This is a genomic window from Bradyrhizobium cosmicum (genome assembly GCF_007290395.2).
Lineage (GTDB): Bacteria > Pseudomonadota > Alphaproteobacteria > Rhizobiales > Xanthobacteraceae > Bradyrhizobium > Bradyrhizobium cosmicum.
Map to the genome: position 1 here is coordinate 1,563,611 of NZ_CP041656.2, position 19,132 is coordinate 1,582,742.

The 19,132-nt window shown below is 64.8% G+C and carries 19 protein-coding genes; 14 read left to right on the top strand and 5 right to left on the bottom strand.

What is annotated here, in order from left to right; genetic code table 11:
* Positions 1–49: 49 nt before the first annotated feature.
* Positions 50–889, bottom strand: coding sequence for an SDR family oxidoreductase (locus FNV92_RS07320; protein WP_143841539.1), 840 nt, complete (start codon positions 887–889; stop codon positions 50–52).
* A gap of 143 nt (positions 890–1,032) precedes the next feature.
* Here FNV92_RS07320 and FNV92_RS07325 point away from each other — a divergent pair, with 143 nt between their 5' ends.
* On the top strand, positions 1,033–1,785 hold the full coding sequence (locus FNV92_RS07325; RefSeq protein WP_143841538.1) for an HAD family hydrolase: 753 nt from the start codon (positions 1,033–1,035) through the stop codon (positions 1,783–1,785).
* 24 nt (positions 1,786–1,809) lie between these two features.
* Here FNV92_RS07325 and FNV92_RS07330 read toward each other — a convergent pair whose 3' ends face one another.
* A complete protein-coding gene (locus tag FNV92_RS07330) occupies positions 1,810–2,217 on the bottom strand; it encodes a nuclear transport factor 2 family protein (protein WP_014440051.1) in 408 nt (135 codons plus the stop codon).
* A 100-nt stretch (positions 2,218–2,317) separates the two neighbouring features.
* On the bottom strand, positions 2,318–3,787 hold the full coding sequence (locus FNV92_RS07335; RefSeq protein WP_143841537.1) for a mannitol dehydrogenase family protein: 1,470 nt from the start codon (positions 3,785–3,787) through the stop codon (positions 2,318–2,320).
* A gap of 142 nt (positions 3,788–3,929) precedes the next feature.
* Here FNV92_RS07335 and FNV92_RS07340 point away from each other — a divergent pair, with 142 nt between their 5' ends.
* The 6 genes from FNV92_RS07340 to uxuA all read left to right on the top strand — a co-directional run bounded on the left by FNV92_RS07340 (position 3,930) and on the right by uxuA (position 10,159).
* Positions 3,930–4,754 carry a FadR/GntR family transcriptional regulator gene (locus FNV92_RS07340; protein ID WP_143841536.1) on the top strand — a complete coding sequence of 275 codons (825 nt, stop codon included), beginning with the start codon at positions 3,930–3,932 and terminating at the stop codon, positions 4,752–4,754.
* Positions 4,755–4,843: 89 nt separating this feature from the next.
* A complete protein-coding gene (locus FNV92_RS07345) occupies positions 4,844–5,803 on the top strand; it encodes a sialic acid TRAP transporter substrate-binding protein SiaP (RefSeq protein WP_168213754.1) in 960 nt (319 codons plus the stop codon).
* Positions 5,804–5,917: 114 nt separating this feature from the next.
* Positions 5,918–6,496 (top strand): TRAP transporter small permease, encoded by a 579-nt coding sequence (locus FNV92_RS07350; protein WP_143841534.1) that lies wholly within the window; start codon positions 5,918–5,920, stop codon positions 6,494–6,496.
* Positions 6,497–6,500: 4 nt separating this feature from the next.
* Positions 6,501–7,907 carry a TRAP transporter large permease gene (locus tag FNV92_RS07355; RefSeq protein ID WP_143841533.1) on the top strand — a complete coding sequence of 469 codons (1,407 nt, stop codon included), beginning with the start codon at positions 6,501–6,503 and terminating at the stop codon, positions 7,905–7,907.
* Positions 7,904–8,953, top strand: coding sequence for an L-idonate 5-dehydrogenase (locus FNV92_RS07360; protein ID WP_143841532.1), 1,050 nt, complete (start codon positions 7,904–7,906; stop codon positions 8,951–8,953). The genes FNV92_RS07355 and FNV92_RS07360 overlap by 4 nt, the downstream gene beginning before the upstream one ends.
* 15 nt (positions 8,954–8,968) lie before the next feature.
* Positions 8,969–10,159: a mannonate dehydratase gene (gene uxuA / locus FNV92_RS07365; RefSeq protein ID WP_143841531.1), complete on the top strand. Its 1,191-nt coding sequence runs from the start codon at positions 8,969–8,971 to the stop codon at positions 10,157–10,159.
* 131 nt (positions 10,160–10,290) lie between these two features.
* Here the strand turns inward: uxuA and FNV92_RS07370 are convergent, their stop codons facing one another.
* Entirely contained in the window at positions 10,291–11,229 is a 939-nt protein-coding gene (locus tag FNV92_RS07370; protein WP_143841530.1) for a LysR family transcriptional regulator, read from the bottom strand.
* Positions 11,230–11,439: 210 nt separating this feature from the next.
* Here FNV92_RS07370 and FNV92_RS07375 point away from each other — a divergent pair, with 210 nt between their 5' ends.
* The 6 genes from FNV92_RS07375 (at position 11,440) to FNV92_RS07400 (ending at position 17,355) form a co-directional block, all read left to right on the top strand.
* Positions 11,440–12,519 (top strand): ABC transporter ATP-binding protein, encoded by a 1,080-nt coding sequence (locus FNV92_RS07375; RefSeq protein WP_143841529.1) that lies wholly within the window; start codon positions 11,440–11,442, stop codon positions 12,517–12,519.
* A gap of 49 nt (positions 12,520–12,568) precedes the next feature.
* A complete protein-coding gene (locus tag FNV92_RS07380; protein WP_143841528.1) occupies positions 12,569–13,285 on the top strand; it encodes an HAD family hydrolase in 717 nt (238 codons plus the stop codon).
* 16 nt (positions 13,286–13,301) lie between these two features.
* Positions 13,302–14,609, top strand: coding sequence for an NAD(P)/FAD-dependent oxidoreductase (locus tag FNV92_RS07385; protein ID WP_168213318.1), 1,308 nt, complete (start codon positions 13,302–13,304; stop codon positions 14,607–14,609).
* Between the two features lie 28 nt (positions 14,610–14,637).
* On the top strand, positions 14,638–15,687 hold the full coding sequence (locus tag FNV92_RS07390; RefSeq protein WP_168213317.1) for an ABC transporter substrate-binding protein: 1,050 nt from the start codon (positions 14,638–14,640) through the stop codon (positions 15,685–15,687).
* Between the two features lie 73 nt (positions 15,688–15,760).
* Positions 15,761–16,573 carry an ABC transporter permease gene (locus FNV92_RS07395; protein WP_041748716.1) on the top strand — a complete coding sequence of 271 codons (813 nt, stop codon included), beginning with the start codon at positions 15,761–15,763 and terminating at the stop codon, positions 16,571–16,573.
* Positions 16,570–17,355 (top strand): ABC transporter permease, encoded by a 786-nt coding sequence (locus FNV92_RS07400; protein WP_143841525.1) that lies wholly within the window; start codon positions 16,570–16,572, stop codon positions 17,353–17,355. Before FNV92_RS07395 ends, FNV92_RS07400 begins: the two co-directional genes overlap by 4 nt.
* A gap of 96 nt (positions 17,356–17,451) precedes the next feature.
* On the opposite strand, the gene FNV92_RS07405 is transcribed toward FNV92_RS07400, so the two are convergent.
* The gene (locus tag FNV92_RS07405) at positions 17,452–18,336 is read right to left on the bottom strand and encodes an SDR family oxidoreductase (protein ID WP_143841524.1); all 885 of its coding nucleotides are present in this window, start codon (positions 18,334–18,336) and stop codon (positions 17,452–17,454) included.
* A 79-nt stretch (positions 18,337–18,415) separates the two neighbouring features.
* Between FNV92_RS07405 and FNV92_RS07410 the strand changes: the two genes are divergently transcribed.
* Entirely contained in the window at positions 18,416–19,012 is a 597-nt protein-coding gene (locus tag FNV92_RS07410; protein WP_143841523.1) for a TetR/AcrR family transcriptional regulator, read from the top strand.
* Positions 19,013–19,132: the final 120 nt, after the last annotated feature.

The following is a 19,132-nucleotide window of genomic DNA, read 5'->3' on the forward strand; positions in this document are numbered from 1 at the left end:
CGCGGGCAGGGCATGTCTGGGACGCGCCGGAGATGCCGGAACCCTATCGTCACTCTCCGGCGCGCAATAACGCGTCGAGACCGTGCCGATAGGTCGGGTAGTCGAGCGTGACGCCGAGCTCGTTCTTCAATTTCGCGTTGGAGACGCGGGCGCTGCTGGAATAGAAGCTGCGCGCCATTGCCGACATCTCGGCCGTCGCGAACGCTTCTTCTTCCGGCGGGGCGATGTCGATGAGTCTCGCGGCGTAGGTGATCACGTCCTGGGGCGGCGCTGGCTCATCGTCGCAGACGTTCCACGTGCCGCCGCCCTGATGGCGTATCGCGGCCATGATCGCGCTTGCGATGTCGTCGACATGGATGCGGTTGAAGACCTGGCCGGGCTTGATGATGCGCCGGGCCGTGCCGGCGCGCAGCGTCGCTAGCGCGTTGCGGCCGGGGCCGTAGATGCCCGCGAGCCGCAGGATCGCGGCATCGCCACGCGTCGTGTCGGTCCAGGCCTGCTCGGCCGTCAGCCGCATCCGCGTGCGGTCGAGAGCGGCCTGGGGCGGCGTGCTCTCGTCGACCCATCCGCCGGCGTGATCGCCATAGACGCCGATGGTCGAGAGATAGATGACCTTGCGGCGGCCGGTCGTCAGAACGTCGCTGAACGCCGGGATGGCGCGGTCGCCGGAGCTGCCGGGTGGGATCGAGACGAGAAGGACATCGGCGTTGCGGACAAGCCCGACCGTCTCGCGGGTCGGTTCGCCGGAAACGGCATGCAGTTCGAGGCCGGAGAGATCGTCCCGCCTGGCGGGATCGCGCACCGTGCCGGCGACATGCGCGAAGCTGTCGCCGTACTTGCGAACGAAGTGCCGGGCGCTATAGCCACGGCCGAGGATGAAGAGCCGCATGCGTCTCCCGTGCCGATGAAGGTTCCGACCGCACCATCGCGTCGCCCGCTCATAAGGGATTTTTGGGTCCGGCAAAAGATATTGCGATTTCACTCGCTCGCCGTCCCGGGCGATGGTCGCACGTCACGAGGGAGGCGTCGACCATGCCGGGAGGAACGGCCACCATCGCGCGACCGGGCGCCGCAGAGCTGATCCGGCGCGCCGCTGCGCTGGTCTTCGATGTCGACGGCACTCTTGCGGAAACCGAGGAACTGCATCGGCAGGCCTTCAACGAAGCGTTCATCCGCCGCGGCCTCGATTGGCACTGGGACCGTGCGATCTACAGGGAGCTGCTGCGGGTCACCGGCGGCAAGGAGCGCATCCGCGCCTACCAGGGCAGGCTGCGGATCGCCTTGCCATTGTCGGACGCGGACATCGCCGCGCTCCATCGCGTCAAGACCGCGCATTATGCCGAGCTGATCAAGACCGGCTGCTGCCCGTTGCGGCCGGGCGTGATGGATCTCCTCACAGCCGCGAAGGCGCGCGGCCAGCGGCTTGCGATTGCGACCACGACGTCGCACGGCAATATCGATGCGCTGCTGGCGCGGGCGCTGGGGAGCCACTGGGCCGCGGATTTTGATGCGATCGTTGCCGGCGATGATGTCCGCCACAAGAAGCCGGCGCCGGACGTCTATCTCGAAGTCCTGGCGCGGCTGAAGCTGGATGCACCAGACTGCATCGCGATCGAGGATTCCGCCAATGGCCTGATCGCGGCCTCAGGCGCGAATATTCCGGTGCTCATCACCCGCAGCATGTTCTTCCGGGACGATGATTTCAGCGGGGCGCAAGTGGTGCTGAATGATCTGTCAGAACTCGCGCTCCAGACAAAAAGCGAAAAACAACCCCATGCACAGTAGAACGTGCCGCAGGACCTGGCGCGGTCAATGGACGCGGTGACTTGTTCTATCGTCCTCTGCCTGCTCGACAATCTGCGCAATCGGGCTCGATTGATGGTGAACCAGGCGCCAGCCGTCGCCGACGCGGCGAAAATGGTTCGCGGCGGCCAAGGCGGTGCCGTCGACGATCTCGATGCAGAGCACACGGGCGCTGTCGCCGTCGACGATGGCCTGCGGTTCGGCACAAACGATCTGCGGTCGCTCCGGATTTTGCAGGATATCGCGCCAGCTTCCGATCACGGTGGCGCGGCCGATGATCGCCGGCCAGCCGGGATGGATGCAGGAAATGGCGTCGTCATCGGCCCACATCTGTTCCATGCCGTCGAAGTCGCCCCTCGAAAAGGCGGCGTAGAAGGCCGCGTTCGCGGCGATGACCTTGCTGTCGTTTGCCATGGCTCCCGGGTGAGGCAATGACAGGCAAAAATCAAGCGCGACTTCCGTTCGATTTTGCGTTCGTTTTGACCGCAGTGCAGCATGGCTGCCTGCTTTGTAGTCACGCCGAGACGAGCGCCTCCACCGCCTGCCGCGCACCCTTTGCATAGAGCTGGCCGAGCGCCGTGGTGACGGCCTCGCGCAGGCGCGGCTCGGCGCCCAGTGGTCCGAATACTTTTTCGACGCCGAGCAGTGCCGGCGCCAGTCGTTCAGCGACGGGGCCTGCTTCGCGCGCCAGCGCCGCGAACTCGCCGGCGAGCGGATCGCGCACGTCGATGGCGCGGCCCTGCTCGTCGAGCGCGGTGACGTAGCGCATCCAGCCGGCGACCGCGAGCGCATGCGTTGCGATCGGCAGGTTTTTGGCAAGGCGATCCTGCATCGCGCCGAGCAGGCGCTGCGGCAGCTTCTGCGAGCCATCCATCGCGATCTGCCAGGTGCGGTGATGCAGCGCCGGATTGGCGAAGCGTTTCAGTAGCGAGGCGCGATAGGCGGAAAGATCAGTGCCTGATGGCATCGTCAGCGTCACCGCGGCCTCTTCCATCACCTGCGCGGCGAGGCGTGCGAAATGCGGATCGACCATGGTGTCGGCGATGGTCTCGTATCCGGCGAGATAGCCGAGATAGGCCAGCGCGGAATGGCTGGCATTGAGCAGCCGCAGCTTCATCAGTTCGAACGGCTTGACGTCGGTGACGAGTTCGACGCCGGCTGCGGCGAGATCGGGCCGGCCCGCCGTAAAACGATCCTCGATGACCCATTGCGTGAACGGCTCGGTCATCACGGGCCAGGCGTCGCGCAGGCCGAGCGCGGACGACACCGCGTCGCGGTCGGCATCGGTTGTTTCCGGCACGATGCGGTCGACCATGGTCGAGGGGAAGGCCGTGCCATCAGCGATCCACTTGCCGAGGTCCCTGGAGCGAAGCGCCGCGAACTGCGTCACGATCCGCTGCACGGTGTGGCCGTTGGCGGCGAGGTTGTCGCAGCACAGCACGGTGAACGGCGCCAGTCCCTGCGCCCGCCGGCGCGCCAACGCGGCCACGATGAAGCCGGGCGCCGAGCGCGGCGCGTCGAGATTGTTGAGATCGTGCACGACATCAGGATGCCGCTCGTCGAGATCGCCGGTCTGCGGTGTGTGGCAATAGCCCTTCTCGGTGACCGTCAGCGAGACGATGCGAATGGCGGGGTCGGCCATGCGTTCGACCAGCGCGGCCGGCTTCTCGCGCGCGACGCTGCTGTCGAGCAGCGCGCCGACGACGCGGTGCTCGGTGCCTTCGGCGGCACGTATCGCGACCGTATAAAGATGATCCTGCGGGGCGAGGGCGTCGCGCGTCTCCGGACTGCGCAGGCTCGCGCCGACGATGCCCCAGGACATGCTGCCGGCGGCGAGGCAATCGTCCATGACGACGGCCTGATGGGCGCGATGAAACGCGCCGAGACCGAGATGCACGATGCCGGGCGTGACGCGCGACCGGTCATAGGCGGGACGGCGGATGGCCGGCGGCAGCCGGTCGAGTTGGGCGCGGCCGAGCCGCATGGTCGTCTCTCCCTGTTGCTTTGGCCGCTGCTTGACATGGCCTCCATCCTCGGTCAATGCTCCGGTCAATTGGTAAGACCAATTTTCCAAAATTGGCGGGCCGCCGGGGTGAACCCGGTGCGCTCCATCGGGGAGGACCAGCGTGCCGCTGGAAGCTGTGGAGGCGAGACGGCTCTATCGCCAGGTCGCCGATCAATTGCGAAGCCTGATCGACAGCGGCGAGTACGCGGTCGGCAGCCGCTTGCCGACCGAGCGCGAGCTCGCCGAGCAGCTCAAGGTGTCGCGGCCGACGGTGCGCGAAGCCCTGATCGCGCTCGAAGTCGAGGGCCGCGTCCGTATCCGCGTCGGTTCGGGCATCTACGTGATCGAGCCTGCTGCCCCGGCGATGGCCGTGCCTGCCGCCGCGGTCATCGAAGGCCCGTTCGAGCTGCTGCGAGCCCGCGAATTTCTCGAAAGCGCCATTGCCGAGCAGGCCGCACGCGTGGCGACGAAGGACGATGTCGCCCGCATCGACGCCGCCCTCGACGCGATGGAGAATGTCGCGCATCCCGGCGAAGCCTCGATGGTCCATGACCGTGCGTTTCACGTTGCGATCGCCGGAAGCCTCGGCAATGCGGTTCTGGTGCGCGTGGTCGGCGAGCTGTTCGACCAGCGTCTCAATCCGTATTTCGCGCAGCTTGCGCATTATTTCGAGAGCCCGGGCACGTGGCGTACCGCGCTCGACGAGCATCGCGCCGTGCGCGACGCCATCGCGGCGCATGATCCGGACGCCGCGCGCGATGCCATGCGCGCTCATCTGGTGTGCTCCCAGGAGCGTTTCGCGCAGAATTTCGGCGCCGAGAGCGCCGCGGGATCGCCTGCGGGGCGAGTCCGGACGGCGGAAAATCAGGCAAAGCCGGCAAAATCAGCAAAGCCAGAACGCGCGCCGAAGACGCAGACCAAGGGCGGCAGCGCGCGGCAACGATGAGATTGGGCGGCCCGTTTCCGCTTCGGGGCGGGCGAACAAGAAGCAGACTTTAGTCAGTGGAGGATAAGTCAGTGTTGAAGAAGATGACGATGGTGCTGGCGACTTCGGTCGCGGCGATGTTTGCAACGGCCAATCCCGGCATGGCACAGACCAAGCTCAAATGGGCCCATGTCTACGAGACCTCGGAGCCGTTCCACAGCGCCTCGGTCTGGGCCGCACAGGAGATCGGCAAGCGCACCAACGGGCGCTACACGGTCGACGTCTATCCGGCCTCGCAGCTCGGCAAGGAAGCCGACATCAACCAGGGCCTCTCGCTCGGGTCGGTCGACATCATCATCTCCGGCTCGAGCTTCGCGGCCAAGAGCTTTCCGCCGATCGGCGTGACCTATTACCCCTACACCTTCCGCGACTCCGACCATCTCCTCGCCTACACCAAGAGCGACATCTTCAAGGAACTTGCCAAGGGCTACGAGGACAAGAGCGGCCACCACATCGTCGCCGTGACCTATTACGGCGTGCGCCAGACCTCGTCGAACAAGCCGATCAAGACCTGCGCCGACCTCAAGGGCCTGAAGATGCGCGTGCCCGACGTGCCGGCATACCTTGCGATGCCGCGCGCCTGCGGCGCCAACACCGCGCCGATCGCCTTCGCCGAAGTCTATCTCGCGCTCCAGAACGGCACCGTCGAGGCGCAGGAGAACCCGCTGACCACGATCGAGGCCAAGAAGTTCTACGAGGTGCAGAAGCACATCGTGCTGACCGGACACATCGTCGACCACCTCAACACGGTGGTCGCGGGTGCGCTCTGGAAGAAGCTCAGCGACGAGGACAAGAAGATATTCACCGACGTCGCGCAGGAAGCCGCCGCCAAGGCGACCGCGGAGATCAAGCAGAACGAGGCCAAGCTCGTCGCCTTCTTCAAGGAAAAGGGCCTGACCGTGACCGAGGTCGACAAGAACGAGTTCCGCGACATCGTGCTGAAGAACGTTCCGTTCGAGACCTTCGGCTATCGCAAGGCCGACTGGGAACGCATCCAGGCGGTCAAGTGACAACGTAGTCGTCATTCCGGGGCGGCTCGAAGAGCCGAGCCCGGAATCTCGAGGTTCCGGGTCTGGTGCTAGCGCACCATCCCGGAACGACGTTCAGGTCCCGAGGAGTCCCCCATGTCCACCGCCGAAACGCACCGGCAGATCACTGCGGACGAGATTGCCCATACCTTCGAGGAGGAGTCGGCGCCGAAAGTCGATCTCGGGGTCTACGCCTTCGAGGACTGGGTGGCGCTGGCGATTTTCTGGGTGATGGCGCTTGCCGTCTTCCTCCAGTTCTTCACCCGCTACGTGCTCAACGACAGCTACGCCTGGACCGAGGAGATCGCGACCTACTGCCTGATCGGCGTGGTCTTCATCGGCTCCTCGATGTGCGTGCGGCTGTCGCGGCACATCCAGGTCGATCTGATCTATCGCTATCTGCCGCACCTCGCGGCGCGGGTGCTCTCGACCGTGATCGACCTGATCCGGATCGCCTTCTTCGGCTACGCCATCAAGCTGGTGTGGGTCTACATCCAGATCATCGGCGACGAGTCGATGACGACGATCAATCTGCCCAAGGACTACGTCTACTACGCCGTGCTGGCCGGCTTCGTGCTGATGTTCGCGCGATCGGTGCAGGTGGCGGTTCAACATCTGCGACAGGGCTACTCGATCCTCGAACGTCCCGGCGCCTACGACGGTTTTGAAGGATAAAGTCATGCTGCTGTTGCTTGGAGGCTTCCTCGTCCTGATGCTGCTCGGCGTTCCCGTGGCGATTGCCATGGCCGCGTCGTCGCTGCTCTACATTCTGGTCAGCGGCGTGACGCCAGACGTCACGCTGGCGCAGCGAATGATCGCCGGCGTCGAGAGCTTTCCGCTGCTCGCCGTGCCGTTCTTCATCCTCGCCGGCAATCTCATGAACATCGCCGGCGTCACCGGCCGCATCTACAAATTCGCGGTCGCGCTGGTCGGCTGGATGCGCGGCGGCCTTGGCCACGTCAACATCATCGGCTCGGTGATCTTCTCCGGCATGTCCGGCACCGCGATCGCGGATGCCGCCGGCCTCGGCACCATCGAGATCAAGGCGATGAAGGACCACGGCTACTCCACGGAGTTTTCCGTCGGCGTCACCGCGGCCTCGGCGACGCTCGGCCCCATCATTCCCCCTTCGCTGCCCTTCGTGATCTACGGCATGATGGCGAACGTATCGATCGGCGCACTGTTCCTGGCCGGCGTCATCCCAGGCATCGTCATGACGCTGCTGATGATGGGGACCGTGACTTATTTCGCCCGCAAGAACAAATGGGGCAGCGACACGCCGTTCTCCTGGCCGCAGCTCGGCTCGGCCGGCCTCGAGATCGTCATCGTGCTGGCGTTCCCGATGGCGATCTGGCTGATGGTGCTGGCGGGCATGTCGGTCAACATGGCGGTGGTCATCGGCCTCGGCACGCTGCTCGCGATCGACTGGTACTTCGACTTCTCCGCCGTGATGGCGCTGATGGCGCCGGTGATCCTGATCGGCGGCATGACGCTGGGCTGGTTCACGCCGACGGAGGCCGCCGTTGCCGCCGTGATCTGGTCGCTGTTCCTCGGCCTCGTCCGCTACCGCACCATGACGCTGAAGACGGTGGCGAAGGCGACCTTCGACACCATCGAGACGACGGCCTCGGTGCTGTTCATCGTCACGGCTGCCTCGATCTTCGCCTGGCTGCTGACGGTATCGCAGGCAGCCCAGCTGCTCTCGGACTGGATGCTCAGCATCACCCACAACAAATGGGTGTTCCTGGCGCTCGCCAACGTCCTGATCCTGTTCGTCGGTTGCTTCATCGATACCACGGCGGCGATCACCATTCTGGTGCCGATCCTGCTCCCGATCGTGCTCAAGCTCGGCATCGACCCGATTCATTTCGGTCTGATCATGACGCTGAACCTGATGATCGGCCTGCTGCATCCGCCGCTTGGGATGGTGCTGTTCGTGCTCGCCCGCGTGGCCAAGCTCTCGGTCGAGCGCACGACGGTCGCAATCCTACCCTGGCTGGTGCCGCTGATGGTCGCGCTGATCGCGATCACCTACATCCCTGAACTCACCCTCTGGCTGCCGAAATACATGGGACTCTCCAAATGACCTCCACCGCTCTCGCCGCAACCCTGTTCGGCCCCGAAGATCTCCGCATGATCGAGCATCCGCTCGCCAAGCTCGCCGACGGCATGGTGCGCATCCGCTTCGGTGCCGGCGGCATCTGTGGTTCGGACATGCATTACTTCCGTCATGCCCGCACCGGCGACTTCGTGGTGAAGTCGCCACTGGTGCTCGGCCACGAGATATCAGGTGAAGTCGTGGAGATCTCGGGCTCCGCAGCGAACCTGAAAGTCGGCGACCGCGTCGCCATCAACCCCTCGCGCTGGTGCGGCCATTGCGTCGCCTGCCGAGAAGGCCGGCCGAACCTCTGCGAGAACATCTACTTCATGGGCTCGGCCTCGAAGACGCCGCACATGCAGGGTGGCTTCGCCAATTACTTCGACGCGGTCCCGGCGCAGTGCGTGAAGATCCCGGACCATGTGTCCTATCAGGCCGCGGCGCTGGCCGAGCCGCTGGCGGTCTGCCTGCACGCGGTCGCGCGCGCCGGCAACATCGAAGGCAAGCGCGGCATCATCTTCGGCGCTGGCCCGATCGGGCTTCTGACCATGCTCGCCGCGCACCGCGCCGGCATGGCCGACATCACGGTGGCCGATATCGCGCCGGCGCCGCTCGCCTTTGCGACCAAGCTCGGCGCAACGCATGTCGAGAACGTCTCCGCTGGCGAGGAAGGTTTGAAGGCGCAGGCAGCCTCGCGGCCTTACGACATCGCGTTCGAAGTTTCGGGCACGGCCGCGGGCCTTGCGAGTGCGATCGGGATTGTCAGGCGCGGCGGCATTGTGGTGCAGATCGGCAATCTGCCGGGCGGCCAGATTCCGGTGCCGGCCAATGCGGTGATGGCGAAGGAGATCGATCTGCGCGGTTCGTTCCGCTTCGGGTTCGAGTTCATGACCGCGGTGGAGCTGATCGGCGCCGGCAGCGTCGACGTGCTCTCGTTGGTCACCGCCGAACGGCCGCTGTCCACGGCGCCGGACGCGCTGCGACTGGCGCTCGACCGTTCGCAGAGCGTCAAGGTCGTGCTGACCGCGAACTGATCCGGGAGAGTTGTGATGATGCTCGAGGGATGGCGCTGGTACGGGCCCGATGATCCGGTCTCGCTCGACGATGTCAGGCAGGCCGGTGCGACCGATATCGTCTCGGCGCTGCATCAGGTGCCGATCGGCGAGGCCTGGACGCGCAAGGCGGTCGAGGAACGCAAGAACTTCATCGAGAACGGCCAGCCCGGCCGCTCGCAATTGACCTGGTCGGTGGTGGAATCGATTCCGATTCCCGACGACGTCAAGCGCCTGGGTGGCAAGGCAACGCAGTCGATCGAGGCGTGGATCGCGAGCCTGGAGGCGGTGGCCGCCTCAGGCATCAAGATCATCTGCTACAATTTCATGCCGGTGGTGGACTGGTGCCGCACCGATCTGGAATGGGAGCTTCCGAACGGCGCCCGTGCCATGCGCTTCGACCAGGACCGCTTTGCCGCGTTCGAGCTGCACATCCTCAAGCGGCCCGCCGCCGCACAGGAATACTCGCCCGAGCAGCAGGCCCGCGCGAAGGCCCTGTTCGAGAAGATGAGCCAGGCGGACATCGACTACCTCATCATGGTGATCGCCAGCGCGTTGCCGGGCTCGACCACCGAGCCAATGACGATCCCGCAATTCCGCGACCGGTTGGAAACCTACCGCGACATCACGCCAAGGATACTGCGGCAGCATCTCGCCGAGTTCCTGGCGCGCGTGACGCCGGTGGCCGAGCAGTTCGGCGTGTCCCTGACGCTGCATCCCGACGATCCGCCGCGCCCGTTGTTCGGTCTGCCGCGCATCGCCTCCAGCGCCGACGATTATCAGGCGCTGTTCGACGCCGTGCCGTCGAAGGCCAACGGCATTTGCCTGTGCACGGGCTCGCTCGGCGTGCGGCCTGAGAACAATCTGCCCGCGATGGCGGAGCGCTTCGGCCCGCGCATCGCCTTTGCCCATCTGCGCGCGACCAAGCGCGAGGCGGACGGCCTGTCGTTCTACGAATCCGACCATCTCGACGGCGATGTCGACATGGTGGCGGTGCTCAAGGCGCTCTTGAAGGAGAACGCGCGGCGTTCGCCCGACAAGCAAATCGTGTTCCGCCCCGACCACGGCCACCGCATGCTCGACGATCTCGCCGCCACCAAGCGCACCAATCCCGGCTACACCGCGATCGGCCGCCTGCGCGGCCTTGCCGAACTGCGCGGCGCGATCCGGGCGATTGAGCATCGGTGAGGGTGCCGAAGCTGCCACAGCGTCATGGCCGGGCTTGTCCCGGCCATCCACGTCTTGCCCTGCGGCACAAAGAACGTGGATGCCCGGGACAGGCCCGGGCATGACGACCTCTCATGAAGTTCACTCGCTACTTAATAACACGCCGCCATCGCGCCGAGCTTCGGGTAGAGCCGGTCGATCGCGGCGATCTCGCTTTGCATCTGCGTGATGATCCAGTCGCGGATCTCGGCGGCGATGGGGCGCATCACGCGGTTGCGTGGCGGTAGGAATTCGCAGATGCGGCGCGTGGTGGTGAGCGTCTCTGACGCCGGCACCAGTGCGCCGGTCAGCAGCCAGTGCGAGGTCACGGTCAGCCAGCCGAGCGCGATGCCCTGGCCGAGTAGCGCGGCCTGCACCACGACCGCATAATCGGTGAAGCTCAGCGCCTTGGCCGCGCCGCGGCGCCCGGTGAGCAGCGAGGCGTAATCCGCGGCCCAGTCGCCCGGGGTCTCGGCGAGACGAATGATGGTGTTGCCCTCGGCGGGATCGGTCTCGCCGAGGTAGCCGGGGCTGCACATCGGCAACGTCACTTCCTTCATCACCAGCGTGCCGCCCGACGACGGTTCGTCGCGATCGCGAAAACGCATGCCGAGGTCGACATTCTCCACCGGGCCGCGCAATGCGCCGGAGATGAGCTGGAAGCGCAGATCAACTTGCGGAAACTGCCGCTGCAGCTTGTCGATGCGCGGCATCAGCCAGTGCGTGGTGAAGGCGGAGGAGACTGACAGCGTCACCGTCTCGGTGCCCTTGCGCCGCCGCTCGATCTCGACGAGGCCACTCTCGATGCTGCGGAAGCCTTCGAGCACGCGGCGATAGAGCAGCTCGCCTTCCTCGGTGAGCACCGCGCGGCCCGCTTTGCGATCGAACAGGCGCACGCCGAGATGCTCCTCGAATTGTCCGAGCATCCGGCTCACCGCGGGCTGCGTGACGTTCAGTTCGGCGGCGGCCGCGGTGAAGCTACCGTTGCGCGCCGCTGCGTCGAAGACGAAGAGAGCGTTACTGGAGGGAAGCATCCGGCGGAGCTCAGGCATAACGTCATGTTATGAGGCCCGTAACAATTTGGCAATTGCCGGATTCTGCCAAGTCTGTTGTCATTGACATCACAGCCTAAAGACAGGGTGTTTGTGAGAACATTTGGTGCAGCGCACGCTGAACCGTGATTGCTCCAAATCTCTGTCTATAAAGCAGGCTTATGGCGCGCAGTGAGGCACGCCGGATAAGGACACGGGCGAGGTCGATCGTTGGATAAGCGAGCGGAGAGCGTCGAGATCAGGTCGGCCAGCAAGGCCTACGGCGCCGTTCGCGCCCTCGACGACGTTTCCCTCAATGTCGGCGCTGGTGAGTTCGTCTCGCTGCTCGGCCCCTCCGGCTCCGGCAAGACCACGCTGCTCGGCATTCTCGGCGGCTTCATCCTGCCGTCGAGTGGAACGATCCTGTTCGGCGGCCGCGACGTCACCTGGATGCCGCCGCACAAGCGCGACATCGGCGTCGTGTTCCAGAACTACGCGCTGTTCCCGCATATGAGCGTCGGCGAGAATGTCGCCTTTCCGTTGCGCGCGCGGCGCCTGCCGAAGGCGAGTTGGCCGGACAAGGTGCGCGCCGCGCTCAGCATGGTGGGCCTTTCCGGCTATGAAGAGCGCGGCATCGCGCAGCTCTCCGGCGGCCAGCGGCAGCGCGTGGCGCTGGCGCGCGCCATGATCTTCGAGCCGCGCCTGATCCTGATGGACGAGCCGCTCTCGGCGCTCGACAAGCAGCTGCGCGAATCCATGCAGATCGAGCTGCGCGCGCTGCACCGGCGCATCGGCGCCACCATCATTTACGTCACCCACGACCAGCGCGAGGCGCTGACCATGAGCGACCGCGTCGCGGTGATGAAGGACGGCCGCCTGATCCAGATCGACGAGCCCGAGCGGCTGCACGATCATCCAGCCGATTCCTTTGTCGCCAGCTTCATCGGCGAAGCCACGATGTTGCCGGTCCGCCGTGTCGATGCCTGCAGCGTCGCGCTCGGCAATGCCCTGCTGCGCAGCGCCCGCGCCATTCCCGATGGCGACGCCTTGATGCTTGCCGTGCACAGCGAAAAGCTGCTGATCGACGACGGCGCGCAGGAGGCCGGCTGCAACCGCCTGACCGGCACGGTCACCGACATCGTCTACCAGGGCGAGAGCCTGCGCATCTTCCTGGCGCTCGAAGGCGGCGATGCGCTCAGCCTGCGCCAGCCGGCCTATCACCAGGCCTACAGTCGCATCCCGCCGCTCGGCGGCAGCCTCACCGTCACCCTTCACCCCGAGGACACCATCGTGGTGCCGAGAGTGGACTGAAGAGAGTGGACTGAATTCAAGCCTTGTTCAACTGAGAGAAGAAGCCAACATGTCGACCCAAGCCGCGTTCAGCAATTTCAAGGTTCTCACTTTCGACGTCGTCGGCACCTTGATCGATTTCGAGGCCGGCGTGCTTTCCGCGGTGCGCAGGATCTCGGGCAAGACGCCGGCCGAGCTTAGCGACGATCAGATCTTCGAGCCCTACAAGCGCGGCCGCGACCAGCACTACGAGCGCTCCAGCGAGGCGATGTTCCACGTCTATCGCCATCTCGCCAAGGAGCTCGGATTGCCGTCCGACGACGCGTCCTGCGACGCCTTCCAGCTCTCGGTGCTGCGCTGGGCCCCGTTCGCGGATTCGGCCGAAGCGCTGAAGCGGCTGCGCACGAAGTTCCGCCTGGTGGCGATGACCAATGCCGATCGCGTTGCGCTGTCAGCTTACGCGCACGCGCTCGGAAATCCCTTCGACGACACCGTCTGCGCGGACGACACCGGCGTTGCCAAGCCGAATCCGGAATTCTTCGCCTACAACAAGGGGCGCCAGTCCGCCTTCGGCTACAAGCAATCCGATATCTTGCACGTCGCGCAGAGCCAGTACCACGACATCGGGATCGCGCGGAAGCTCGGCTACAAAGTGTGCTGGATCGAGCGACGCCAGGGTATCGCCGGCTTCGGCGGCACGCCCGCCGTGGAGGCGCTGACCAAGCCCGACTTCCACTTCCCGACGCTGAAGGCGCTCGCCGACGCCGCCATCGGCCCGGCGGCGTAAGTCCGTGAGCGCGGGCATGACACGGGACTGGAACGCGATGCCATCGGTCAACTCGCTGTGGGAAGCCACGGCGGAGCCGGCGCGCGACTTTCCCGTGCTGTCGGGCGAGCATCAGGCGGATGTGGTGATCATCGGTGCAGGCTATACCGGCCTGTCCGCCGCGCACCACATTGCGAAGGACGGCCTCGCGCCAATCGTGCTGGAGGCCAACCGTCCCGGCTGGGGCGCCAGCGGCCGCAATGGCGGGGTGATCACCGCAAAATTCCGTCTGTCGTTCCGCGAAATCGACGCTGCGCATGGCCGCGCCATGGCCAGGCGCATGTACGAGATCGCGCATGAGTCGGCCGATATGGTCGAGGAGCTGGTCTCCGAATTCGGCATCACCAGCGCGAACCTGACGCGCACCGGCCAGGTCAAGGCCGCGCACAACGAGACGACGCTGAAGGCCGCGATCGACGAAGCCAACTGGATGACGCGCGAGATGGGCTCTGCCGAGGTCCGCATCCTCGACAAGCACGGCGTGCGCGACGAAACCGGCTCCGACATCTTCGTCGGCGGCGTGCTCAATCCCGGCTCCGGCGGCATCCATCCGCTGAACTATCTGCGCGGCCTCGCCGATGGCGTCGCGCGCCGCGGCGTGCCGATTTTCCAGGAGTCGCCGGTGCTCAAGCTCCGGCGCGAGAAGGACGGCGTCGTCGTCGAGACGCCGCAAGGCATGGTGCGCGCCAAGCAAGCGATCATCGCCACCAACAGCTATTCCGATCTCACCGGTGCGACCTCGCATCTGCAGCGCACGCTGATCCCGTTCCGCAGCGCCATGGTCGCGACCGAGCAACTGCCGCGCAATCTCGCGGGAAGGCTGATGCCGACCGGGCGCACCTACACCGAGACCAAGCGCATGATGCGCTGGTTCCGCATGGTCGACAATCGCGTGATCTTCGGTGGCCGCGGCGCCTTCGGCAGGCAGGATTCGGAAGCTGCCTTCGACGCCCTGCGCAAGGCGATGGTCGGCATCTTCCCTGATCTGGCCGACGTCCCGCTCGCCTACAGATGGTCGGGCCTCGTCGCGATGACGCTGGACTCGGTGCCGCATATCGGCCGGCTCGACGACCGCACGCTGTTCTCGGTTGGCTACAACGGCGCCGGCGTTGCGATGTCCAGCCTGATGGGCCGCTATCTCGCCGCTTTCGTGCGCGGCGAGATGCCCGATGTCGGGCTGCTCGACGCGCGACGCATGAAGACGATCCCGTTCTATCCGTTGCGCGAGCCCGCCGTGCGCATGGTTGCCGGCTGGTACCAGTTTCTCGATGCGATCGGTCAGTGAGATTTTTGTGGCGACAGAGGAGGCGAGGATGACGATGAAGCGAAATCTTGGATATGGTTATGCGGTGTTGGGCGCCATTGTGCTCAGCGGCACCGCGGCGAACGCTGCCGAGCAGATCACCTTCGTTTCGCAGGGCGGCGCCTATCAGCAGGCGCAGACGGTTGCGATCCTCGATCCTTCCGCCAAGAAGCTCGGCATCACCATCAACCAGGATTCCATTCCGGACGCCTGGCCCGCGATCAAGACCCAGGTCGGCAGCGGCAAGCCGATCTGGGACGTCGTCGACACCCCCACCGGCTATTGCCTGCGCGGCGGCGAGCAGGGGCTGATCGAAAAGCTCGACTTCTCGAAGATCCCGAACGCGGCGGCGATGCCCGAGGCGTATCGCAGCCCCTATTCGATCTCTTACGAGTTCTATTCCAGCGTGCTGGCTTTCAGCCAGAAGACGTTCCCGAAGGACGCGCCGAACAGCTGGATCGATTTCTGGGACGTGAAAAAATTCCCCGGCCGCCGCGCGCTGCGCAATCACCCGATCGCCACGCTCGAGGCGGCGCTGATGGCCGACGGCGTCGCACCCGACAAGCTGTATCCGCTCGATGTCGACCGCGCCTTCAAGAAGCTCGAAGAGATCAAGCCGAACATCACGGTGTGGTGGACCTCGGGCGCGCAATCGGCACAGCTGCTCAATGACGGCGAGGTCGACATGGAGATGGCCTGGAACGGCCGCGTCAGCGCCGTGGCCAAGGAGGGCGCCAAGGTCGCTTTCACCTACAACCAGGGCATCCTGCAGAGTACCTCGCTGTGCATTCTCAAAGGCGCGCCGAATCTCGAGACGGCCGTGAAATTCCTCAACGAAGCCGTCGATCCCGTGCACCAGGCGAACCTGCCGCTCCACATCGACTACGGCCCGGGCAACCCCAAGGCGTTCGAGACCAGCGTGATCAAGCCCGAGCGCGCCGCGCAATTGCCAAGCGAGCCGTCCAATGCGGCCAAGCAGGCGCTGATGTCCTACGCCTGGTGGTCCTCGCCCGCGGGCGAAGCCGCCGAGAAGCGCTGGGCATCGTTCATGCAGAAGTAAGCGAAGCGAGGCAGCGTTGACGACTTCCGTGCCCGATTCATCGCAAAAGCATCAGCGCCGCGAGCATGCGCTGATGCTGGCATTGGTGTCGCCGGCGCTGCTGGTGATCCTGGCTCTGATCGTGCTGCCGGTCGGTTGGCTCGCCTGGCAGTCGATCTACCACGACGGTTTCACGCTGGAGAACTATCGCCGCGTCTTCACCGAGGACATCTACTGGCGCAGCTTCGCGCTCACTTTCGAGATCAGCCTTGCGGTCACGGGAATCGCGCTGCTGCTCGGCTATCCCGTGGCCTACCTCGCCAACTCCGTGCCGAAAGGGTGGAGCATCCTCATCCTGTCGCTGGTCGTGCTGCCGTTCTGGACCAGCGTGCTGGTGCGGGCCTATGCCTGGCTGGCGCTGCTCCAGCGCACCGGGGTGATCAACCAGTTCTTGCGTTATCTCGATGTGATCTCCGAGCCGCTCGCGCTGGTCCACAACACCTTCGGCACCGTGGTGGCGACCGTGCACATCCTTTTGCCGTTCATGGTGCTGCCGCTCTACGCCACCATGCAGAAGATCCCCGGCGATCTGATGCAGGCCGGCGCCAGCCTGGGGGCGAGCCCGTCACTGACCTTCGTCCGCGTCTTCCTGCCGCTGTCGCTGCCGGGCGTGCTCGCGGGCTGCACCATGGTGTTCGTGCTCTGTCTCGGCTTCTACATCACACCGGAGCTGCTCGGCGGTGGCCGCACCGTCATGGTGTCGATGCTGGTGAGCCGCAATGTCGAGCTTTACAACCAGTTCGGCGCCGCGAGCGCCGTTGCCGTCGTGCTGCTCCTGAGCGTGCTCGCGATCTTCTTTGCCGTCAGCCGCTTCATCTCGCTCGATCGCATCCTGGGGCAGAAATGACGCGCATCTCGCCCGCACGGATTGCCCTCTACGTGATCAGCGCGCTGGTGCTGCTCTATCTGATCCTGCCCGTGCTGATCATCGCGCCGATCTCGTTCTCCAGCGCGCGCTTTCTGACCTTCCCGCCGCCGTCGTTCTCGACGCGCTGGTATCAGGAATATTTCGCCAATCCAGCCTGGATGCAGGCGACGCGGGTGACGCTGACGATCGCGTTGCTGACCGTCGTGATCGCGACGCCGTGTGGCGTCGCGGCAGCCTATGCCATCAGCCAGTCCAGGCTGCGGATCATGCGCGTCATCCACATGGCGCTGCTGCTGCCGCTGGTGGTCCCGATCATCATCACCGCGGTCGGCATCTTCTTCGTCTATGCCAAGGTCGGCCTGGTCGCGACCCTGCCGGGCCTCGTGCTGGCGAACGTGATGCTGGGATTGCCCTATGTCGTCATCTCGGTGCTCGCGGGCCTGCAGAGCTTCGACCCCGCGCAAGAGATGGTGGCGCGCAGCCTCGGCATGAACCGCCTGCGCAGTTTCTTCGCGGTGACGCTGCCGCAGATCAAGTCCAGCGTGGTCGCCGGCGGCATCTTCGCCTTCATCTCGGCGATGGACGAGACCATCGTCGCGCTGTTCATTTCCGGCGGCCAGTATCAGCCGCTCACAAAGCGCATGTTCACCGCCCTTCGCGACGAGATCGATCCGACGATCGCGGCGATCTCGACGCTGATGACGGCGGCGTCGTTCATGCTGGTGCTCGCGGCGGGCGCGCGGCAGAAGAAGGGTGGGTGAGGGGGCTCCATCCGCGTCCGACTCCTGGCCAACAACCTGGGCTCGCCGAGGTCGCGATCGAACAGCACGCCGAACGTGTAGCGGTTGGCGACCCAGCTATTTTTGAAATGCCGAGATGTTGTCGCTTAGCCAGTCGGTCACAGGGCGCGGAGCATGGCCCGTCAACGAGCGAACAGTTGATGTGGTTTCTGCGAGCACCGATTCGTAGAAAAGGCGGTCCAGACCGAGCAGCAGGTCGGCGACAAATTCGTTAAGCCCCGACGCGAGCAGCTTCTCACGCTGCTGCGCAGGGCTTCGATGCTGATATGTGACCACGCGTCCAAGCAATCCAGAGAGCTCGTTTGCTATCTCAGGCATGCTTACCGCTTTTGGCCCGGTCAGATGATAGGCGCGCTGAGAAGTGACATGCGCGTCGTCGAGAAGGGCGGCGAAAGCCGAGTCTGCCACATCGCGTGTGTCAATCAAATTGACCAACCCATCGCCCGCTGCTCCGCCCCATGTGTCATTGGCAACCGGAGCGCCAGCCCGCGCCAGGATATCGACGAAACTCGATGGCCGCAAAACCGTGAAGCCTATGTCGCAGGTCGCAAGATGCGCCTCAATCTGCGCATGCCAGTCGAATGGATGCAGCCGAGACGGTGGTCCCAACACGGACAATTTAACGATGTGGCTTACACCTTCAGCCACGGCTGCGTCGATCAACGCAATTTCGTTGGCGACTTGCCGGGGCGACGTGCCGTGGGCGAGGAACAGACGGTCAACCCCGCGCATCGCATTGTCCAAAGTCGATCGCGCATCGAAGTCCACGGTCGCAAGGGAAACTCCGGAGGGCAGACGTTCAGCGTCCGACGTGCGGGTCAACGCCACAACCTCGACCGGTTCGGTGACCAGTTTCGAAATCAAGGCGGAGCCCACGCGACCTGTGGCTCCCGCGACCGCAATGCGTGGACGGCCGGCGCTACGCTTGGAGGGGTTGAACATCCGGATAACCTTTCGTATCCTGGAACGATCGGTTCAAGATACTTGGAACGATCGTTCCAATATGTCAAGCGGGAAGACGATGAGCGGGAAACCCCAATTCGATGACGATGCCGTGATCAATTCCGCGATGGATGTGTTTTGGCGGCACGGCTATTCGGCCTCATCGATCGATCAACTGGCAACGGCGATGGGTCTGTCGCGGTCCAGCCTGTACAAGCGATTTCGAGACAAGGACGGTCTGTTCGAGGAAGTCCTTTCGACTTATGTCGAGCGCGTCGTGCGGCGGATGAACTCCGTTCGAGGCGATACGAAGCGCCAGCAACTCGAGGCGCTGTTGCACGAATTCCTGTCCAGAGAAGGCAGGACGGCTCGCCCCGCTGGATGCATGCTGGCCCGGTCGTGCGCTGAGATGATCGACCTGCCTCCAGGAGGGCAGTCGGTCGCGCGGCGAGGGCTTAGGCGGCAACGCGCGGTCCTCGACGGCATCCTACGCGAGGCGGTCGCAAATGGAGAATTGGCGTCGACGGCTGACGTCGACGGATTGGCGTGGCACTACCTCGGTGTGTTGCATGCAATCATGAATCTACCGCAGGCTGGCGCGACAGTAAGCGAGCTTCGCCGCGTCATAGAGCTTGCAATGTTGGCATGGCCATTTCCAGAACGGCACCCGGACTGAAGCTGTGGTCGACCCTTTTGGGGATATTGTCCGTATAGGCCTCTGCATTTGTCTCGCGTAGCGCACACTGGATGATCGCGCTTGTTTAGCCGTCGTTGTCCTCACGTGCCGGGCGGGCGG